The sequence below is a fragment of the Brenneria nigrifluens DSM 30175 = ATCC 13028 genome (assembly GCF_005484965.1).
Lineage (GTDB): Bacteria > Pseudomonadota > Gammaproteobacteria > Enterobacterales > Enterobacteriaceae > Brenneria > Brenneria nigrifluens.
Genome location: NZ_CP034036.1, coordinates 1,091,622 through 1,111,835 on the forward strand (window position 1 = coordinate 1,091,622; position 20,214 = coordinate 1,111,835).

12 protein-coding genes are annotated in these 20,214 nt (G+C 57.0%); all 12 read left to right on the forward strand.

Going from position 1 to position 20,214, the window contains the following annotated elements:
• The first annotated feature begins 3 nt into the window (after window positions 1-3).
• The 12 genes from tssM to EH206_RS05040 all read left to right on the forward strand — a co-directional run bounded on the left by tssM (window position 4) and on the right by EH206_RS05040 (window position 20,171).
• Window positions 4-3,501 carry a type VI secretion system membrane subunit TssM gene (gene tssM, locus EH206_RS04985; RefSeq protein ID WP_009111721.1) on the forward strand — a complete coding sequence of 1,166 codons (3,498 nt, stop codon included), beginning with the start codon at window positions 4-6 and terminating at the stop codon, window positions 3,499-3,501.
• A 41-nt stretch (window positions 3,502-3,542) separates the two neighbouring features.
• A complete protein-coding gene (locus tag EH206_RS04990) occupies window positions 3,543-4,976 on the forward strand; it encodes a VasL domain-containing protein (RefSeq protein ID WP_009111722.1) in 1,434 nt (477 codons plus the stop codon).
• A 64-nt stretch (window positions 4,977-5,040) separates the two neighbouring features.
• Window positions 5,041-6,396, forward strand: a complete 1,356-nt coding sequence (locus EH206_RS04995) for a tetratricopeptide repeat protein (RefSeq protein WP_040343678.1) — start codon at window positions 5,041-5,043, stop codon at window positions 6,394-6,396.
• Window positions 6,397-7,060: 664 nt separating this feature from the next.
• A complete protein-coding gene (locus EH206_RS05000; protein ID WP_009111724.1) occupies window positions 7,061-7,579 on the forward strand; it encodes an Hcp family type VI secretion system effector in 519 nt (172 codons plus the stop codon).
• Window positions 7,580-7,739: 160 nt separating this feature from the next.
• Window positions 7,740-9,776 carry a type VI secretion system Vgr family protein gene (locus EH206_RS05005; protein WP_009111725.1) on the forward strand — a complete coding sequence of 679 codons (2,037 nt, stop codon included), beginning with the start codon at window positions 7,740-7,742 and terminating at the stop codon, window positions 9,774-9,776.
• A gap of 9 nt (window positions 9,777-9,785) precedes the next feature.
• Window positions 9,786-11,156 (forward strand): Tle-like phospholipase domain-containing protein, encoded by a 1,371-nt coding sequence (locus EH206_RS05010; protein ID WP_009111726.1) that lies wholly within the window; start codon window positions 9,786-9,788, stop codon window positions 11,154-11,156.
• Window positions 11,156-11,935, forward strand: coding sequence for an ankyrin repeat domain-containing protein (locus tag EH206_RS05015; protein WP_009111727.1), 780 nt, complete (start codon window positions 11,156-11,158; stop codon window positions 11,933-11,935). The genes EH206_RS05010 and EH206_RS05015 overlap by 1 nt, the downstream gene beginning before the upstream one ends.
• Before the next feature lie 68 nt (window positions 11,936-12,003).
• Window positions 12,004-12,702 (forward strand): ankyrin repeat domain-containing protein, encoded by a 699-nt coding sequence (locus EH206_RS05020; protein ID WP_009111728.1) that lies wholly within the window; start codon window positions 12,004-12,006, stop codon window positions 12,700-12,702.
• A gap of 229 nt (window positions 12,703-12,931) precedes the next feature.
• Complete coding sequence (locus tag EH206_RS05025; protein ID WP_009111729.1) at window positions 12,932-13,879, forward strand: DUF4123 domain-containing protein; 948 nt, start codon at window positions 12,932-12,934, stop codon at window positions 13,877-13,879.
• Window positions 13,876-14,790 carry a DUF4123 domain-containing protein gene (locus EH206_RS05030; protein ID WP_009111730.1) on the forward strand — a complete coding sequence of 305 codons (915 nt, stop codon included), beginning with the start codon at window positions 13,876-13,878 and terminating at the stop codon, window positions 14,788-14,790. Before EH206_RS05025 ends, EH206_RS05030 begins: the two co-directional genes overlap by 4 nt.
• Before the next feature lie 15 nt (window positions 14,791-14,805).
• Window positions 14,806-19,785, forward strand: a complete 4,980-nt coding sequence (locus EH206_RS05035) for an RHS repeat-associated core domain-containing protein (protein WP_009111731.1) — start codon at window positions 14,806-14,808, stop codon at window positions 19,783-19,785.
• Entirely contained in the window at window positions 19,782-20,171 is a 390-nt protein-coding gene (locus tag EH206_RS05040; protein WP_009111732.1) for a DUF2750 domain-containing protein, read from the forward strand. The genes EH206_RS05035 and EH206_RS05040 overlap by 4 nt, the downstream gene beginning before the upstream one ends.
• Window positions 20,172-20,214 lie beyond the last annotated feature (43 nt).

Below are 20,214 nucleotides of genomic sequence, written 5' to 3' on the forward strand. Positions count from 1 at the left end.
CTTATGTTTAAAACAATCGTTACCTTTCTGCGGCAGCAGCTGCCGAAATTGAAACCTTCCTGGCCGCTGCTGGGCGCGATACTGTGGGTGGCGGCGCTGGTGCTGGCCTGGTGGCTGGGGCCGCGGTTGACGCTTGGCGATCTGCGTCCGTTGCATAGCGTCTGGGCGCGGGTGATATTCACCCTGATTTGGCTGTGGCTGGCCTTCGCCTATAGCGCCTGGCGCATATGGCGCCGCGTGCGGCAATTACGCGCCGAGCGTGATGAACGGCAGCTTATCGAACAGGATCCGCAGCAGGTTTATCTCGATAGCCAGCAAGCCTTTCTCGATCGCTGGCTGGCGGCATTTCAAGCCCAGTTCGGCAAGAGGGCCCTCTACGCCATGCCGTGGTATTTGACTATCGGGTTGGCGGGCAGCGGCAAAAGCAGCCTGATTCACCGGGCCAATCCGGCGAATAAACTCAATCCGAAGCTGGATGCGGAACTGCGTGAATTCGCCGGCGGCCAGCAGGTTGGCTGCTGGGTCGGGGAGTCGGCGGTGATCTGGGATCCGAACGGTCAACTGCTTGCTCAGCCCGAACTGGATGCCGATGCTTTAGGGCATCGCTACGCCCGGCAGTGGCAACATCTGTTGCGCTGGCTGAGCCAGAATCGCCGCCGCCAGCCGCTTAACGGCCTGGTGCTGACGCTGGATATTGCGTGGCTGGCGCAGGCGGGCGTCGCGGAACGCAAAGCCTATGCCCAGGTGATGCGGACTCGCTTACAGGAGGTGGCGCTGAACCTCAACACCCGCCTGCCGCTGTATGTCATGCTGACCCGGCTGGATATGCTGAGCGGATTCGACCGGGTGTATGGCCTGTTGAACCGGGAGGCGCGTCAGGCGGTGCTGGGGGTGACCTTTACCCCCCAGGCCGGCGATGGCAAAGGTTGGCTGGAGGAACTGGAAAACTTCTGGGACCAGTGGGTCACCCATCTGAACGACAATCTGCCGGAAATGTTGCTGGCTCAGTCTGACGGCGGCGTGCGCAACACCCTGTTCGCCTTTGTTCGCCAACTGGCCGGGCTGAAGGATTACGTGGTGGATGTGCTGACCGAAACGCTGGCGAGCGGAGAAGATCGTTCCTTTATGGTGCGCGGCGTTTACGCCAGCTCCGTCTATCAGCAGGGCGTTCCCTTCGATGCGTTCGCCCAGTCGGCATCCCGACGTTATCAATTGCCGGAACCGGTCAACGCCGCCATGCGCGGTGAATCCACCACCTTTTTCGTGCAGCGCCTGTTTCCGGAGGTTATTTTCCCGGAAGCCAGTCTGGCGGGTGAAAACCGTTTGCACAGTCTTTACCGCCGGCGCCGGCTCAGCATCGGGATCGGCTGCATGGCGGCGGCCGGTCTGGCGCTGATTGGCGGCTGGCATCATTTTTACCGCGTCAATGAAGAGGCGGGCCGGAATGTGCTGACCAAGGCGCAGGCCTTTATCGGCACCAACGAACTGGAAGGGCAACCGGGCTTTGGCTATCAGCAGTTGCCCCGTCTCAACCTGATCCGCGATGCCACCTTATCGTTCGGTAATTATCATGAGCGTACTCCGCTGCTGGCCGATCTCGGTCTCTATCAGGGCAACAAGATCGGGCCTTACGTGGAAGGCACCTACCTGCAAATGCTCAACCAGCGCTTCTTGCCGGCGGTGATGCAGGGGCTGCTGGAGGATCTGCATCAGGCCCCGGGCAACAGTGAGCAAAAGCTGACGATTCTGCGCGTCATGCGCATGCTGGATGACGCGTCCGGGCGTAACAAGGCGTTGGTGGAACAGTTTATGGCGCAGCGCTGGCAGCGGGCGTTTCCCGCACAAGGCCAGGTGCAGGAACAGCTGATGCAGCACCTTGACTACGCCCTCGACCATACCGACTGGCATCAGGCCCGCGAGCGGAAGGACGCGGCGGCGATCGAGACGTTTGCCCCGTTCAGCGAACCCATCGCCGGCGCGCAGCGGGAACTGAGTAAACTGCCGATGTACCAGCGTGTCTACCAGAGCCTGGTGATGAAGGCGACGCAGGTGCTGCCGCCGGATTTAGCCATCCGCGACGAGGTCGGACCGACTTTCGACCCGGTATTTTCCCTGCGCAGCGACAAGGCCGGCAGCGTGCCGCGGCTGCTGACCTATCCCGGCTTCAGCGATTATTACCTCAAACAGGATAAGGCGCTGCTGGAGCTGACGGCGCTGGATGCCTGGGTGTTGGGCCAGCGCGAGCGCGCGCAATTCAGCGAGGCCGATCGCCGGGAAATTTTGCGCCAGGTGAACGACCGTTACATCACGGACTACATCAATCAGTGGCAGAAGGTGGTGGCCAATATCGATGTGCAGACCCTCGACACGCCTGAGCAGGCGCTGGATGTATTGACCGACATTACCGGCAACGACCAGCCTTTCCAGCGGGTGCTGACCACGGTGAGCGACAACACCCGCATTCGTAAATTGACGGAAGAGGATAACGATACGGCACAGGGCATCAACACGCGTATCGGCCGCCCGTTTATGACGATTAATGCCGCGCTGAGCGGCCGGGAAGAGCAGGGACCGCTGGTGCAGGAGGTCAATCAAAAGCTGGCCGATCTCTACCACTATCTTGACCAGATTGTGAATGCGACCGATCCGGGGCAGGCGGCGCTGAAAGCGGTGCAGATTCGGCAGGGCAATAAATTTGCCGATCCGGTATTCGCCTTGCAGCAATACGCCCGCGGCCTTCCCGCGCCGTTGGATCGCTGGGTCGGTCAACTGGCGGGGGAAAGCGCCGGTCTGGTGACCGGTCTGGCGATGTCGTCGCTGAATCAGGAATGGTTGAACAAAGTGGTGACGCCGTTCAACGAGAAGCTGGCGGATCGCTATCCGTTCAATCCCTCGTCCGACAAGGACGTTCCGCTGTCTGAAATGGAACGGTTCTTTATGACCGGCGGTACGCTGGACAGCTTCTATCAGACCAACCTCAGGTCGATGATGGAAAGCGGCGTGCTGGAGGGTGAAACCGCCTCGCCGTTGCCGACGGAGCTGGCGAAACAGCTGGAGCGCGCCGAACGTATCCGTCAAACCCTGTTCAACGCGCAGGGCGGTCTGGAAGTGCATTTCGTGGTGGAGCCGCTGGAGCTGACGGCCAATAAACGCCGCAGCGTACTGAATCTGGACGGACAGCTGCTGGAATACAGCCACGGCCGTCGCCAGAAAACCCCGCTGGTGTGGCCGAACAGCATGCGCGACGGCGCCGAAAGCAAATTGACGCTGGTGCCGGACGATCGGGAGCGTTCGCCGCGCAGCCTGAGCTTTAGCGGCCCATGGGCGATGTTCCGTCTGATCAACAACGACCAACTGACGCAGGTAAACGACAACACCTTTGACGTGCGCTTCTCGCTGGAGCGAGGGGCGATGACCTATCGCGTTTATACCGACGCGAGCCATAACCCGTTCGCCGGTGGTCTGTTCAGCCAGTTCAGGCTGCCTGACTCTCTTTATTAACCCAGAGGGGGCGTGGCAGCCCCCATTGCCGGATAAGTGATATGCAAGACGCACAACAAGCGCTGAAGGTAGGCCGGGATCCGCGGATGCTGCCCGAGTATGAAGCATTACGGGCGGAGATTAACAAATTGAGTCACGCCTCCCGTCCTGAAGTGGACTGGAGGCGGGTACACGATATGGCGACCAGCATCTTTGAAAAGCAAGGGGTGGATTTACAGACGGCGATCTATTTTACCCTGGCCCGCTCGCGTCTGGCGGGGCTGAATGGCTTTACCGAAAGCTGTGAGTTTCTGGCGAACCTGATTGTGACCCAGTGGGACAACTTCTGGCCGCCGGTCCATCAGGAGCGGGCGCGCATCGAAATGCTGGACTGGTTTATCGCCCGTATCAGCGAGGTTATTCGCCAGTATCCCATCAGCCATGAACATAAACGGCTGGTCTATCGTTGCGAACGGGCTCTGCAACTGATGAGTGAAAAACTGCACAACTCGGGGCTGAGCCGCATCCCGCGGGTGGAAAATCTGCTGCATTTTATCGAGGGCTATACCCATCTGTTCGATGAAACCGAGATTGTGGTGGTCTCCGACGATCAGTCCCTGCAAAAGCAGGATATGCAAATCCCGCCCATGGTGTTCTTTCATTCGGATATGGAATCCGGCGCGGCGTTGGGGGACGGCGCCGCGGGGAGCGGTCAGCCCGCGCTGCCCGCGGGCAGTATTCTGGTCGGACGGGAGAAAGGACAGATGAAACCAACGGTACTGAAGATTGAAACGCATCGTAAGCAGAAACCCGCCTGGTTCTGGTTTGTCTGCGGGTTATTGAGCTGCGCGTTGCCCGTGGCGGCGATCGCCGGCTGGCAGTACTGGCAGCAGCAGAAAACGGCGGCGCTGGCGCTGCTGCAACAGCCGGCCTATGCGCTGCCGACCGCCGCGGATCACAACGATATCCGCCGGGTGCGCATCGTATTGGGCGAGCAGCAATTACAGGGCATGGAAGGTGAACTGATCAATCGCTACCAGGCACAGTTGGAGCAGGTAAAAAACGCTTCGCCGTTCTTTCTGTATCAATACGGCGAGGGATTGCAGGGCGTAATGCGCCAGCTATACCCGGACTCGCTGGCGGTGAAAGAGATGGAGCGTCAGTGGCGGCTCGCTCTCGACCGCCAGCAGGGCGACAAGCCGCGGGCGGAGGGCTATGAGCAGGCGCAAGCCAGAGTCGACGACACGCTGCGACAACTGCTGGAAATTGAGCGTCAGCGCCGTACCGTCACCATTTCCTACCTGAAGTCAAAACTCTACGACATGCAGAAAGATCTGCTGGCGGATGTGCCGTTCAGTTTGCGTCTGCGTGCGCTGGAAGAGCGTAAGCGCGCCAGTCAACCGCCGACGCCGGCGGAACTGCGCAATATGGAGGATGAACTGCGTGCGTTCAATATCCGTCTTTACCGGTTGCAGCAGGGCGATAGCGGCAGTTGAGGCCGAATTCCGGCAGGCGATATTCCCGCAATGACGGCGATAAATAATGGTTAACGGCAACAACATGATGAAATACGAAAAATTATTGGCGGCGCTGTCGGTATGCTGGCTGGCGTCGTGCCAGACGCCGCTTTCCTCCATGTCGGAAGCGGAACTGCTAAATGCGGCCAACCGGGGTAATGGCGAGGCGCAATATCAATTGGCTAACCAATTGGCCGCCCGCTCACAGTATGCCGACGCCATGCGCTGGATGCGGCAGGCGGCGGAACGGTCGCAGCCCGCCGCTAAGCGGGAAACCCGCGCGGCAGCGGCGTTACAGGTGGGGGATTGGTATCAGGCCGGATTGGGTGAGCCGAAAAACGGCCCGCAGGCCCGCCGGTGGTGGACGCTATCTTCACGGCTGGGTAACGGCGAGGCGGGCTATCGGCTGGGGATGGATTGCCAGGCTCGGAACCAGGGCAAACTGGCGGCGGAATGCATTGATGCATTTGAAACGGCGGCGTCGAATGACTATGCGCCGGCGCAACTGGTGGTCGCCCAGTGGCACGCTACGCGTTCCGGCGGCGAAGCGGATGCGGTCGCGTGGTTGCAGAAGGCGGCGGATCAGGGCAACCGGGATGCGCAATACCAACTGGCGTTGCGCTATGAACAAGGAAAAGGCGTCGTCATACGTCGCGATCTGGCTGAACGCTGGTATTTTCGCGCCGCGGAGTTGGGACAGGCAAAGGCGCAGTTGTGGATGGCCGGTCATGAAGAGGGCAAAAACGCGCTGGACTGGTATCAGAAAGCGGCGTTATCGGGCGACGCGCAGGCGCAGCTGTGGCTGGGTAAGGCATACCAGGCCGGCGAATGGCTAGCGCAGGATGAGCAAAAGGCGCGTTACTGGCTGGAGCGCGCCGCCGCTGGCGGATCGGGTGAGGCGAACTATTTGCTCAGTCTGGCGCAAACGGACAATGAACGGCGCGAACGCTATCTGCTACAGGCATCGTCCGCCGGGTATATCCGTGCCCAGCGTGAATTGGGCGAATGGCTGTTCAACCGTGATGAATTAAGCCGTGCCCGTGAAGAGTACGCGAAAGCGGCAGCGGCGGGGGATACTGAATCCCGACTGGCGTATGGCGAAATGCTGAGGTGGGGGCAGGGCGGCAAAACCGACAATGCGGAAGCATTGAAACAGTATCGGCTGGCCGCTCACGCCGGCAATCTGATGGCGCAATATCGCATGGGCATCATGCGTCAGGATGGTCTGGGCGCATCCCGTAACCGTATTCATGCCTACGCCTGGTATTCGATGGCGGCGACGGAAGGTATGCCGGAGGCGATCCACGCCCGTAACGATCTTGAAGCGACCATGCAGCCTGATGAAATCAAAGCCGGGCAGCGGCTTGCCATGCATTGGTCATCCGGGAAAACGGAATAATTTTCCCGACGAGTTTTTAAGGCGCGTGCAGATATAAATCATCCATTTCCGATACGCGGTTATCGGGAGATCTACCAGCGGGTGTTGCGTGATGCAACACCCGCTTTTTTACGTTTATACCCGTCATACTTCAAGCTGCAGGTGCGTTGGCTTTCCTCACTCACCCCGGTCACTTACTGGTGTAAGCTCCCGGGGATTCGTTGCGTCGCCGCCTTCCTGCAACTCGAATTATTTAGGGTATAGAGCCGCAAATTTTCATTGCGGTATGTGCGATATCGCATGCTGACGTGGCGTGGTTGCCACTTTATCCGTCAGCCTGTCGAGCGTTATAAAAAGATTTTGACTATTGATTCTTAATAAATTAATCGTCATTGCCGTTGTTTTCTTTGGCTTTAATCAACCCTAAATCAAACTATCAGAACAACTGCAAAATCTGCGCAATTTCTTGCTCACTTTCCAGCATAAATCCCTGTTTGCGCAATGTTTGCAAACGAAATGCGCAGTCTGCGCAACTTCTTGCTCAAATTTCACTTAGGGATGGTTTTACTTAAGGAAATTACCTTTAAAAACAGATAGATAAAAGTTGGCATGGTCATTGCTATACAGAGCAGGTGCAACCAAACACATGTTCAATAACCCGTTTTAATCAACAAGGAGCAAGACCATGCCAACCCCATGTTATATCAGCATCGAAGGCAAAACCCAGGGCAATATCACCGCCGGCGCCTTCACTTCCGATTCGGTCGGCAATATCTACGTGCAGGGCCACGAAGACGAAATGCTGGTGCAGGAATTCCAGCACGTGGTGACCGTTCCCACCGACCCGCAGTCCGGCCAGCCCTCCGGCCAGCGCGTTCACAAGCCGTTCAAGTTCACCGTGGCGCTGAACAAGGCGGTCCCGCTGCTGTACAACGCCCTGGCCTCCGGCGAAATGCTGCCGACCGTGACCCTGAAATGGTATCGCACCTCGGTGGAAGGCAAGCAGGAGCACTTCTTCTCCACGGTGCTGACCGACGCCACCATCGTGGATATCGACTGCCAGATGCCGCACTGCCAGGACCCGTCCAAGGCGGATTTCACCCAGCTGATTCAGGTGTCCGTGGCGTACCGCAAAATCGACTGGGAGCACACGGTGGCCGGGACGTCAGGCTCTGACGACTGGCGCGCGCCGGTGGAAGCCTAATCCCTCTTTAACCCGGGCTTGCCCGGGTTTTTTGCGTGTGCTGCGGTGTGGGCGGACCCAGACCGCAACACGGGCGTTTTATTTTTCATCAGGGTAGTTGCATGTCGCACCGGGCGGTAACGGGGCGTGCGGTAGCCATGGCGGAGGGAGGAGGTACAAGGTGGCAAACAGTACGGGACTACAGTTCACCGTGACGCTCGGCGCGCTGCCGGCGAGCACGTTCGCGGTGGTGGATTTCAGGCTGGACGAAGGGTTGAACCGGCCGTTCAGCCTGGCGCTGAATCTGGCGAGCGCGCTGCCGGATGTGGATTTCGGCGCGGTGCTGGACCAGCCGTGCGAACTGCTGGTGTGGTACGAGGGGGAACTGCAACGGCGGGTGAGCGGCATCGTCAGCGCCTTCAGCCAGGGCGACACCGGCTTTCGGCGCACGCGTTATCAGGCGGAGGTGCGGCCGGCGCTGTGGCGGCTGGGGCTGCGCACCAACGCGCGGATATTTCAGGCGCAGAAGCCGCAAGCGATTATCGGCACGCTGCTGGAGGAAGCCGGGATAACCGATTACGCGTTTGCGCTGCGCCACGACCATGGGCAGCGGGAATATTGCGTGCAGTACCGGGAGAGCGACCTGGCGTTCGTCAGCCGGCTGGCGGCGGAAGAGGGGATGTTTTTCTTCCATGAATATGAGGAAGGGAAGCACCGGGTGGTGTTTGCCGACGACGCCGGGGCGCTGGGTAAGGGACCGGGGCTGTTCTTCAACCTGGCGAATCAGGGGCTGTCGGAAGGGGCGTATGTGCGGCGTTTCCACTATGCGGAGCGGGTGAGCACGGCGGAGGTGGCGCTAAAGGACTACAGCTTCAAGACCCCGGCGTACGGGCTGCTGCACAGCAAACAGGGCAGCGAGCTGGCGCACCAGCGGGAGAGCTACCAGCACTACGACTATCCGGGGCGCTTCAAGCAGGACCCGAGCGGGAAATCCTTTACCGGCTACCGTCTGGACGCGCTGCGCGCCGGCGCGGTAACGGGCGGGGGCGAATCGAACTGCGCGGGGCTGATGCCGGGCAGCGCGTTCCCGCTTACGGAGCACCCGAACGCGGCGCTGAATATCGCCTGGCAGATAGTGAACATCACGCATAGCGGGCAACAGCCGCAGGCGCTGGAAGAGGAAAGCGGCGGCGAGCCGACGACGCTGAGCAACAGTTTCAGCGTGGTGAAGGGCAGCACGACGTGGCGGACGGAGATGGCGCACAAGCCGATGGTGGACGGTCCGCAGATAGCGACGGTGGTGGGCCCGGCGGGAGAAGAAATCTACTGCGACCTGTACGGGCGGGTGAAACTGCAGTTTCCGTGGGACCGCTACGGGGCGAGCGACGACCAGAGTTCGTGCTGGGTGCGGGTAAGCCAGGGGTGGGCGGGAGGCCAGTACGGTCTGATAGCCATCCCGCGCATCGGGCATGAGGTGATAGTGAGCTTTCTGGAGGGCGACCCGGACCAGCCGATAGTGACGGGGCGGACGTTCCATGCCACCAATCCGACGCCTTATGTGTTGCCGGAGCATAAAACGCGCACCACGCTGCGCACCGACACGCATAAAGGCAGTGGTTTTAACGAACTGCGCTTTGAAGATGAAGCCACGCGTGAACAGATTTATCTGCATGCTCAAAAAGACATGGACGCGGTGATCAATAATATCCACCGCCAAAGCGTCGGTTTGGACCAGCATCTCAGCGTGGCGCAGGATCAGTTCCAGCGGGTGGATCGCCACCGTCACCGTACTGTTGGGCAGGATGATTTTGAGCAGATAGGTCAGGATCACCATCAGTCTATCGGACGTAATTTTGTCCAGAAGATTGCCGCCTCATTAAAACGCTTTATCGGCGGCGGCGAAATCACCCAGATCGAAGGGAGTCGTCAGACCACGCTGTCCGGCTCGGAAGAAACCCTGATCGGAGCGCATCAGCACATTCTGGTGAATACCGACAGCTACCTGAAAGCGGCGGACATTGTGCTGGAAGCGGGTCAGGCATTGACCATCAAAGCGCCTGGCGGTTTTATCAAGATTGATGGCGCAGGCGTCACCATTTCCGGAACGGTGGTGAAAATCAATGATGGCGGCGCGCCGGGAGCCGGGAGCGCCCCGGTTTCCATTACGCCGGATGAACCCGCCAAACCTACGCTGCCGGACGCGCCGGACAGGCGTTAAGGAGAGACTATGCCAAGTGCTGCACGTTTGGGAGACAGCTGTGCGGGTCACGGTTGTTTCCCGGCAACCCCGATAACCGAAGGCAGCGGCGACGTGATAATCAATGGCAAACCCGCCGCCCGCAAAGGCGATGCGGTGTTGCTGCATGCCTGTCCGTGCCCCAATATGCCGCACGGCGTACATAATCGGGCGATTTCCGCCGGCTCCGGCAATGTTATCATCAATGGAAAGCTGGCCGCGCGGGTGGGGGACGCCATCGGCTGCGGCGGTTCGGTGGCCGCGGGCAGCGGCGATGTTATTATTGGCGATACTCCCTATCAGTCCCCGGTTAAACCCTGCGCCGAGCAGTCCGCCAAAAGTCGGGCGCCGCTGCTGGCGTTAACGCCGATGCTATTGCCGACCCTGATGGAGTGGGCGCAAACCGCCGAGTTGCCGGTGCTTGACGAACTGCTTACCCTTGCCCAACGTAAGGAGCGCTATCTGGCGCGCGCCAAACTCGCGACGGAAGCGGCCACGCTGCCGGGACTGGCGGATGCGGCAAAACGGCTGGCGTTTAATAACGACAGTATCTTGCGGGCCGAAGCGGCGCAGTATGTTTATCCGGTGGATGAGTTTCGGCGCGGCGTGCTGGCGGCGCTGCCTAAGGCGCCGGTGGGGTTGGCGCTTTTGGATGGTGAGAAAATTCCTGAGCTTAGCGGAGCAAAGTTTATGGATCCGGATTCAGGATTTGGGGCAGCATTATTTAAATCGGCCATTAATGGCGAGACCATGCTGACCTATCGTGGTACCAATAATGCGGTAACCGGCGCGAAGGACTGGTTGACCAATGCCGGACAAGGTGCGGGTTTGGAAACTGCTCAATATAAGCAAGCAATGGATTTAGCTAAACAGGTGAAGAGGGCGATTTCTCCAGCCCCTGTCATTGTCGGACACTCGTTAGGGGGAGGGTTGGCATCGGCGGGCGTGGGTAAGAGTGGGTTAACCGGCTATACCTTTAATGCGGCAGGTCTGCATACGAATACTACGCTTCGGGCCGGGGGAGCCGATCTTGCTAAAATTAACCCATTGATTACCACTCAGGCGGTAGATGGTGAGATTTTAACCATGCTGCAAGGTTATGGCAAGGCAATGGTGCCAGGGCTATTATCCGGCGCCGGGGCGTTAATCGGCGGTTCGGCTGGGGCGGCAATTGGTGGCATAGTGGGAGCGGCGACGCTGTTGGGCGGCGCTCTGCCAAAAGCGGCGGGCGCCATGCAGTCACTGCCGGCTTCCGGCGGTTCACCGCTGGCCCGTCATGGCATGGATCAGGTAATCGCCGGTATTGAAAGTCAGAAAAAGGACGATATCGGCAAAATTACCAGCGTACTTAAGGGGGCATAATGCAATGGTTGGCACGTTTAAAATGGGTAGTGATAGTTATTCTGGGTTTTTTAACCGCCTGTCAGGCAGGAGGACGCAGTATGCAAGCCAGTGAGCTATTTGAACCGCCGATGGCAGCGCTATTGCAAAGTATCCGCAACGGAGATGAAGCCGCCGCCCAGCGGCAACTGTCGCAGGGGCTGGACCTGAATATTCAGGGAAAAGAAGGAATTACCCCGTTGCTGTGGCTGGTTTATGAAACACAGAACAAGAAAGCGGTGCGTCTGGCATTAAAGCTGGGAGCCAATCCTAACTATAAAGATGGCTCTGGTGACAGCATAGTAAACCGGGTATCTGGAGTAAGGGATCCCGACTGGCTACGCATAGTATTGGATGCAGGAGGGGATCCTAATTCTATAGGCCGCCTTGATCAACCAGCAATATTCAGTGCGATTAATGAAGAGCGTTGGTCGGATATTAAGTTGTTGGTAGAACGAGGAGCGGATGTAAATTTGGAAGATGGGCAAAAAAGGAATAGTGCTCACTATGCAGCCTATCTTGATCTATATGATATTGTGTATTGGTTGATTGAACAGGGCGCAGATACCACTATTCGTGATCGTACAGGCAGTGATTTAGCCTTTTCAGTAGAAGACAGCCTAGCAACTATGTCTCCCCAATCTCCTCAATATACTTGGGCGTTAAAAGTAAAACAGCTATTACAGCAACGCGGCGTTAAATTTCCGCCGTTGTCTCCTGCCGAGGTAAGAGAACGCCGGGCAAAAGGGGAACCGCTTTGAGGCGTTGGTTCAAACTACTAGTGGCCTGTCTGTCGCTGTTAACCGCCTGTCAGGCAGGAGGACGCAGTATGCAGGCCAGCGAGTTTTTTGAGCCACCGATGGTGAAATTGTTGGCGACTATCCGTAAAGGGAATGAAACGGCGGCCCAACAGCAGATAACGCAGACAGGGCTGGATTTGAATGTGCAGGGAAAGGAAGGGATTACGCCCTTATTGTGGCTGGTCATGGAGAAAGATCAGGCTGGCGCAAAGCTGGCGTTAAAATTGGGGGCCGATCCCAATTTTAGAACCGGTCATGGTAATACCGCAGTGAATATGGTTTCAGGTGCTAAGTCACCAGAGTGGCTTAGAATGATGCTTGATGCTGGTGGTGACCCTAATTCATTAGATCACAATAAGGTTCCTGCTTTGTTTAATGCCATCGGTGAAGAACGCTGGGCGGATATTAAATTATTGGTAGAACGTGGAGCTGATATAAATTTAAAAGACGGTCCAGGACGAAATAGCGCGCTTTATGCCGCTTATCTGGATGAATATGAAATCGTTTATTGGCTGATTGAACAAGGCGCCGATATCACTATTTATGATGATACAGGTAGTGATTTAGCTTTTTCGGTAGAAGACAGTCTATCAATTATATCCTCGGAATCCCCCCAATATCCCTGGGCGTTAAAAGTCAAACAGCTATTACAGCAACGCGGCGTTAAATTTCCGCCGTTGTCTCCGGCCGAGGTAAGAGAACGCCGGGCAAAAGGGGAACCGCTTTGAGGCGTTGGCTCAAACTGCTAGTGGCCTGTCTGCCGCTGTTAACCGCCTGTCGTCAGGAATATATTTCTTCTGCATTATAGTGATGGTTTTTCATAAATAATTAATTGAGATTAATCGGTTATTAATTAAATATCCGATTAATTTTTATTGTTTATATGTTTTTTTATTCTCGCGTCTATTTTATTTGTTTTTAACAAAAATCAGTTAAATAACACACAGGCACATATCGATGATGACAAACGGTTATTCTCTGTTTGAAATCAGTCAGCGCCATACTTTACCCCTGTACGCCATTATTGACCTGATGAATTATCCGGACTTGCCGCAATTCTGGCGGGCGTTTCAACCTGCGGCAATCGATTTATGGCAAGCGCTACGTTTTGACAAGCAGGCTGCGGACTGGCAAGCCTGGGCGCCTATTGTGGTAAAAGTCGAGCAGGGCGGACCGGGGGAGACACTGCTGCACTGGCTGGTTGATACGCAACCTGCAACGCATCATGGCGTCATACTGATGAACGGCGATCTGTCTCTTCGGCAGGTGGTTGCCCATTGGCAGCAACGCATTACTTGTCTTTGGCCGGACGGCGACCTCGTGCTGATGCGCAGCTACGCGCCGGAGGTGTTGTTGCCCTGGTGGCGGACTCTCGACGGCGATGCCCAAACGGATTTTCTGGGATCGCTTAACAACCTGTATCTGCCGCTACCTGACGATGAGCAGGGGCGGTATCAGTTACTGATTGAACGGGAAAAAGGGGGGGAGACGCCCCCTGATTATCAGATTCAACTGACCCGTTACCAGTTTTATCTGCTCGCCGATAACAACCGACTGCATCGGCTGGCGAATGAATTATTTTTGTTTGCCGGCACGTTATATTTTTTTCCGCTGGATATTGAGGTGGTCAAAAGCCGCTTTATCAGCGGTATTGAACTGGCAAAAGCGCGATATCCCCAGGCAACCGAAGCTGAGTGTGAAGCCTGGTCGGCTCATCGCTGGGTCTTGGGCAGCGAGTTTTTCCAACATCCGGTATTTATTCATCTTATCGAACATCACTCGCTCGGCGACAGCATTCGGATCTTTAAATCCGCATCTGAGCGCATCGAGAGCGTGCGTCTTCATTATCATCGCCCCGGCTGGATGCGGGGAGAATTACCTGACATTTCGGAGGTCATCCGGTGAGTGTGTCTCAGTCTTTTCTGGATCAGAAATCGGAAGATGATGCCGCCTGGCAAACGCGTATTGCTCAGGGGGGTTGTTTTATTGTCGCGGAAGCCGCGTTGAATGACGCCGTGCCATGGCTGGCGGAGCGCTGGGGCGGCAGCCTGGAACAGACCCGATTATATTGGGGGGAAACCGGGCGAATACACGCAGCGGTATCCCCCTACTGTATCCCGGTTCACGCCGCCAACTGGGCGCAGGTGCGGGAGCATATCCTGACTCAGGATGGCTGGGGACTGGGGATGCAACTGGCTTGGTTTATGCAGGCCTATTCCCCGCTTGACCAGTTGCTTGAGGTCATGAAGCACCTGAGAAATTGGAGTCTGGTCATATCGCCCGCGGGAGAAGACGCCATCTTTCGTATCAGTGACTGGCTGGTCGTCAGTCAATTGCTGTCGGCCAGCAGTGCTCAGGAAGCCTGTGCGCTATATGGTCCCATCGCCCGCTTCTGCGATATCTCACCTACTGGCACGGTGCAGACCTTAAGCCTTGTTACCCGCGAACCACATGCCATATCGGACAGGCTGCCGCGCCAACTGAGCGATCGGCAATGGCAGGCCATTATGGCGCCGTCGGAACATCAGGTGCTGGAGCGCTATATGGCGCACCTGCGCTCACATCACCCGCACTGGCAGGACGACGATGAGCGCTTGCTGGTCTTTACGCGTCAGCAAACGGAACAGGCCCGGCTTAACGGTTTTAACAACGATCGGGACATTGTGCGCTGGCTGGCGCTGGCGACCGAACTGGCCCCTGATTTTATCCTGCAACCCTGGGCGCAGCGCATTATGGTGCAGCCGGAAAATATCGGCACGCAAAACCGTATGGATCGTTTGTATCAGGCGGCGGTTGGCCAACTGGATAAAGCATAAAAAGGATGCAATTTCATGAGTGAAAATAAACAGGCGACGTTGCTCTCCAGTGAGGCGGCCGCAAGCCGCAACTTTAGCACGGATAGAAAAATCTCCGGCGGCTGCGTCGAATGCGGCTGCGAAGTGCTGATTCACTACCATTACGATTCCGGCAAGCCGGTTCCCAATGCGCCATTTGTCCTTATCGACAGCAATAAAACCGAGATTCATGGGCAAACCGATGCCAATGGCCTCTGTTTTATCTATGACATGGGCTGCAACGCTTTTGAGCTGATGCTGGAAGAGGGATCGGATGAGTTCAAACCGCAGGAAACCATTCAAAACAACCCGGTTTTACAGTCTAATCCCGTCTACGCCGCGCTGGCCGGCGAGTATTTCACCCTGTTCCTTCTCCTGCGCAAGCAGGGATTGGTCACCTATGACGCCGATGATAGCAGCGACCGGCACGTGGATGTGGACGGCGCAGGGTTATTAACGTCAATACCGGACGAATACTATAAGTCCTACAAGCGGTTCTGGGAGTTGGATGAACAGATTAACCACGGCAGCCGTCAACTGAAGCAGGCTATCAACAAAATCCATCATAGCCTGGCGGCAGAGGTAGCGGATACGGGAGAGGATGATAATGCCGCGCTCATGATGTTTTGTGAAGTCATCCTGGGATGTACCCCGGTGGTAGGACAGGCGCTGGACGTTTATTCCATCGGCGACTGGTGCTGGCGAACCTATAAAAAGCCCGCCCTTATGGATGAACAGTTGCATCTGGCGGATGGCGTGCTGTGCGTAATCGGCGTGGTTCCAGGATTAGGGGATGCGCTCAAGGTATGCGGCCGGGCCATCCTGAAGGCGTTGAAAAATTCATCATCGCCCGAGGCGGTGCGGTTTGCCATCAAAACCATCCGTAACCTGTCGGACGGCAATCTGGTGAAAGGCGTCGCCAAACTGCGTGGCTTACTGCAAGAGTATGGTCAGAAAGGCAAAGCGATGCTGGTGACGATGCGGGAGGCATTGACGACGGCGATGAAAGCGTCTGATAAGGATGGCTGGATTGTCGCCTTGATGAAAGATCGGTTCAGCAAGATGGTTCATTACCTGGACCAACTGGTTAAAGGTTACGATAAAGCGATAGCGATGCTTGAGAAGGAGTTTGATAATTTCATTCCTCTTATCGTGACACGCGTTCCCGGCACTCCCCGTTCCAAAGGCGCGTTTGCCAAAACAGTCGAGGCGCCCAAACCCCACGCGACGGCAGAAACGCCAACCGCCACTCATACCTCATCCACCAAACCTGAACAGGGCGGAGCGGCATCCGGCAGCAAGCCGACAGAGGCAAAAGCCGATAGCGGCGCAGAAAAAAACCAGTCAAAAGATACCGCTAAGAAAGAAAATAAATCTGCGCCGGAAGCGGCGAATAATGTTAACGCCGGTCGTAATAAGGATGAGCGGCCCGATGCCGCGGAGCAACAAAACAAAGCCGACAAAATGGATGAAACCACCTGCGCCACATCAGGTAAATGCCAGAGCCAGGGGGAACCCGTAGATATGGCCACCGGCTACGTGGTGGACTGGCGTACCGATTTCCGACTGGCCGGCGTTTTACCATTAGCCATAAAACGCTATTACCGCTCTGGCGGAGAGCGTAAGCCGGGTTTGCTGGGTACGCTGTGGCGTAGCAACTGGGATATGTGTCTGGAGTTGGACCGCGGGATCGTGACGCTGACGGACGGCGAGTTCAACCGGGCTATATTCGTCCTGCCGGCGGAGGGCGAGTCCAGTCGTTCAGCGTCTAATCCCGAATGGCGGCTAAGCCGTCAGCAGGGACAACTGCTGTTGCAGAATGTGGATGGGTTACGCTACCGGTTCGACCATGCACTTGGTCTGCAACTCTGTCTGACGGCGATCGAGGATAAGTCGGGAAATCGCTTATCGCTGTTGTGGGATCGTAGCAAACTGTGTTGGATTACGTTGCCCGATGGCCGTCTGGTGCATGTGGAAAGCGCGCATCGACGGATTATCAAACTGACGTTGTGCGATATTCATCGCCAGCCGCTGAAAACCCTGGCCAGCTATACCTATGACTCGCAGGGCCACCTGCTGAGCGTTCGCGCCGGCGAAGGTCATAATTTTGATTACGCCTACTCGCCCGAAGGCTGGCTGCTGCGCTGGTCCGATCTGGCTCACACCTGGGTCGAGCATGACTACGACGAAAAGGGGCGGGCGGTATGTGACAGAACGTCCGAAGGTTATTGGCCGGGACGTTTTCAGTATGACGACGACAACCTGACCAGCCATTATCACAGTGGTTTTGGCGGGGTGATCGGCTATGTACGCGATGAGCGTAATAATATTCTGCTGCGGCGAACGCCGGACGGAGGGGAAACCCGCTTCGAATGGGTAAACAACCAACTGGCGGCGGAGATTGATCCGCTGGGCAACCGCACGGAATACCGGCGTAACGACTGGGGGCAGGTAACGGAGGTGACGTTGCCGGACGGGGCGACGCACTGCTACGACTACGATGATGAAGGTCAACTGCTGGCCTACACCGACCCGCTGGGAAGCGTGTGGCGCTACCAGCGTAATGCCGTCGGCCAACTGCTGGAAGTGAACGATCCTGAAGGCCGGGAGTGGCTGCATAGTTATAACGCGGCAGGAGAACTGGCGACGCTGATTGGCCCGGACGGGGTGCTGCAACGCTATCACTACAATGCGCGCGGGCTGCTGAGCGGTCTTGAGCGTGACAACGCGCCGCCGGTGACGTTTGTCTATGACGAGCACGATCGCCTGACGGAACGGCATATCGCCCATGAGCAAGGCGCGCAGGTTCGCCGCTGGGAATACGAAGGGGGACGAGAGGCGCCGTCAAAAGTGATTTACGAGGACGGCAGCGAAACGCGTTTCGGTTACGATGTGGAAGGCAATCTGACCGCCGTCACCGACGCGTTGGGACAGCGTTACCAGTTCCGCTACGGCGCGTTCGACAACCTGCTGGAAGCCACCGACCCGCTGGGGGCGACGGTACGCTACCACTACAACGCCGAGGCGGAGTTCGCCGGGGTGACCAACAGCCAGGGACAGGAGTGGCTGTATGTGTTTGATACCAGCGGTCGACTGAGCGAGGAGCGGCATTACGACGGTCGGGTGTACCGTTACGGTTATGATATCGCGGGGCGGTTGGCGAGTCGCACGGCGCCGGACGGCAGCGCGATACGCTATGGGCATGATGCGGCGGGACGCGTGACGGCGGTCACGACCCTGAAAGCGGGCGGCGAGACCGAAGGCGTCACCACGCTGGAATACGACATTGCCGGCCGGCTGGTTAAGGCGGCCGGTCCGGATGCGGTGGTGGAGTATGTCTACAACCGCGCCGGTCAGGTGGTGAGCGAAACGGTTAACGGCGAGGCGGTCGCCAGCGGTTACGACGCGGGCGGGCAGCGCGCGGCGGTGGAGGGTATTCTGGCGCCGTTGCAGCTGGCCTGGTCGTCGGGGCAGCTGTCGTCGCTGGGTATCGGTTCGCATCAGCCGCTGACGTTCAGCCATACGGACGCGGGCGAGGAGCAGCGCCGCAGCAACGGCGCCGGTTTTGCGCTGCGTCAGGAGTGGAGCCCGACGGGGCTGTTGCAGCGTCAGGCGCTGGAGGGGGCGGACGGCCGGGTAAACGATGTGCTGGAGCGGCGCTATCAGTACGACGTGCTGGACCGGCTGACGGGTATCAGCGACAGCCACTGGGGCGAGCAGGCGTTCCGTTTGAACGGCGCGGGTCAGGTAACGGCGGAGCGTCGCGAGCAGGGCCGTCGGCGTCAGGCCAGGCTGTTTGGTTACGACTCGGAACAAAACCTGTGTGAAATCTCCCGGATAGCGCCGGGGATGGGCGAGGCGCTGTCGGTGAAGGAGGCGGTGGCGCAGTGGTCGTCGCGGTATGATGCGGCGGGGCGGATGGTAGAACGGGGTTATGCGCAGTACCGTTATGACGACTGTGGGCGTCTGGCGGTGAAGCGGGAGGCGCGCCCCGGCTTTCGACCGAAGGAAACGCGTTTCGAGTGGGACGTGCAGGACCGCCTGGTGCGGGTACTGTTGCCGGACGGGGCGCGCTGGCGCTATCGTTATGATGCGTTTGGTCGCCGGATAAGCAAGGTGCGCGAGGGTCAGGTTGAATCGGCGCAGGCGGTAGCGCGGGTGGCGTACCGGTGGGACGGCGACCAGTTGGTGGGACAGCGGCAGTACCTGGCGGACGGCACGGCGGGGCGGGAAGTGCAGTGGGTATATGAGCCGGGGAGTTTCCGTCCGCTGGCGCAGGTGGAGTCGAAAGCGGGGCAGACGCAACTTCACTATATCGTGACGGACCTGACGGGAACGGCGCGGGAGTTGTGCAGCGAGGAGGGGGAAGTCCACTGGCGCGGCGAGCAGGGATTGTGGGGCGCACACCGGGAAGAGCGGTTACCGATAAGGCTGCGGCGCTATCTGGGCGATGCGGCGAACGAGGAGGTGTACTGCGAACTGCGCTATCAGGGGCAGTTATACGATGCGGAAACGGGGCTTTACTATAACCGGCATCGTTATTATGATGCGGAGAGCGGACAGTATATCTCGCCGGATCCGATAGGGCTGGATGGTGGGTTTGGCCCATATTCCTATGTACATAATCCATTAGAGTGGGTTGATCCTTTAGGCCTATCTACTGGCCGAGCAGGAAAGCAAGCTCGATTAAAAGAGCTTGCTAATGATCCGAAACAGCCTAGCCATGTTCGTGGTTGGATAAAGCAAGAACAGAATTCTATTGCCAGAGGGCAGAGAACCAATATCCGAAATCCCCCTGGCTATCAATTAGCTCACTGGCGTGGATATGAATCAGCGAAAGGTTATGGTTATGAATATTCTGATCCACAACATACAGACCTTCATAAACGGCAGCATAAATATGATGGCCGCGGTAAGAAAAATAAACCTGGAGCAAGTGGTAAGGGTAAGAAAGCCTGTAAGGGGAAAAAACAATGAAAATCTCTGCTAAAGAAATAGAGGCGATGTCTAAAAAAAGTAATGAAGATAGATATGTCTATTTTATTAAAAGAGTTGCTGATAACGAATCTGCGTGGGTACTTGATGATGAAGGTTTTGCTTTAAGTAGTGATGATAACGGTAATGATTTTATTATGTTATGGTCGGCTAAAGAGTATGCCGAGTTGTGTGCCGTAGATACATGGTCTAACTATAAAGCGAAAGAAATTGAACTGGATTATATATTTGATGAGTTATTGCCTGATTTGTTAGAGAGTAATATTAATATAGGTGTTTTTATGGTTCCATCAACAACTGACACACCCATTGTTAGCGCAGACAAATTATTGACTGATCTGCAAAATGAATGTGAAAAATATAGTTAGCATTTATTAGTTAAATAAAAACCGGAGGCGATCGCAACGATCC

What these genes read in the sequence shown, in the direction of transcription:
- tssM (WP_009111721.1), top strand. Translation starts at nt 4, where the DNA reads ATGTTTAAAACAATCGTTACCTTTCTGCGGCAGCAGCTGCCGAAATTG.
- EH206_RS04990 (WP_009111722.1), top strand. Translation starts at nt 3,543, where the DNA reads ATGCAAGACGCACAACAAGCGCTGAAGGTAGGCCGGGATCCGCGGATG.
- EH206_RS04995 (WP_040343678.1), top strand. Translation starts at nt 5,041, where the DNA reads ATGATGAAATACGAAAAATTATTGGCGGCGCTGTCGGTATGCTGGCTG.
- EH206_RS05000 (WP_009111724.1), top strand. Translation starts at nt 7,061, where the DNA reads ATGCCAACCCCATGTTATATCAGCATCGAAGGCAAAACCCAGGGCAAT.
- EH206_RS05010 (WP_009111726.1), top strand. Translation starts at nt 9,786, where the DNA reads ATGCCAAGTGCTGCACGTTTGGGAGACAGCTGTGCGGGTCACGGTTGT.
- EH206_RS05015 (WP_009111727.1), top strand. Translation starts at nt 11,156, where the DNA reads ATGCAATGGTTGGCACGTTTAAAATGGGTAGTGATAGTTATTCTGGGT.
- EH206_RS05020 (WP_009111728.1), top strand. Translation starts at nt 12,004, where the DNA reads ATGCAGGCCAGCGAGTTTTTTGAGCCACCGATGGTGAAATTGTTGGCG.
- EH206_RS05025 (WP_009111729.1), top strand. Translation starts at nt 12,932, where the DNA reads ATGATGACAAACGGTTATTCTCTGTTTGAAATCAGTCAGCGCCATACT.
- EH206_RS05035 (WP_009111731.1), top strand. Translation starts at nt 14,806, where the DNA reads ATGAGTGAAAATAAACAGGCGACGTTGCTCTCCAGTGAGGCGGCCGCA.
- EH206_RS05040 (WP_009111732.1), top strand. Translation starts at nt 19,782, where the DNA reads ATGAAAATCTCTGCTAAAGAAATAGAGGCGATGTCTAAAAAAAGTAAT.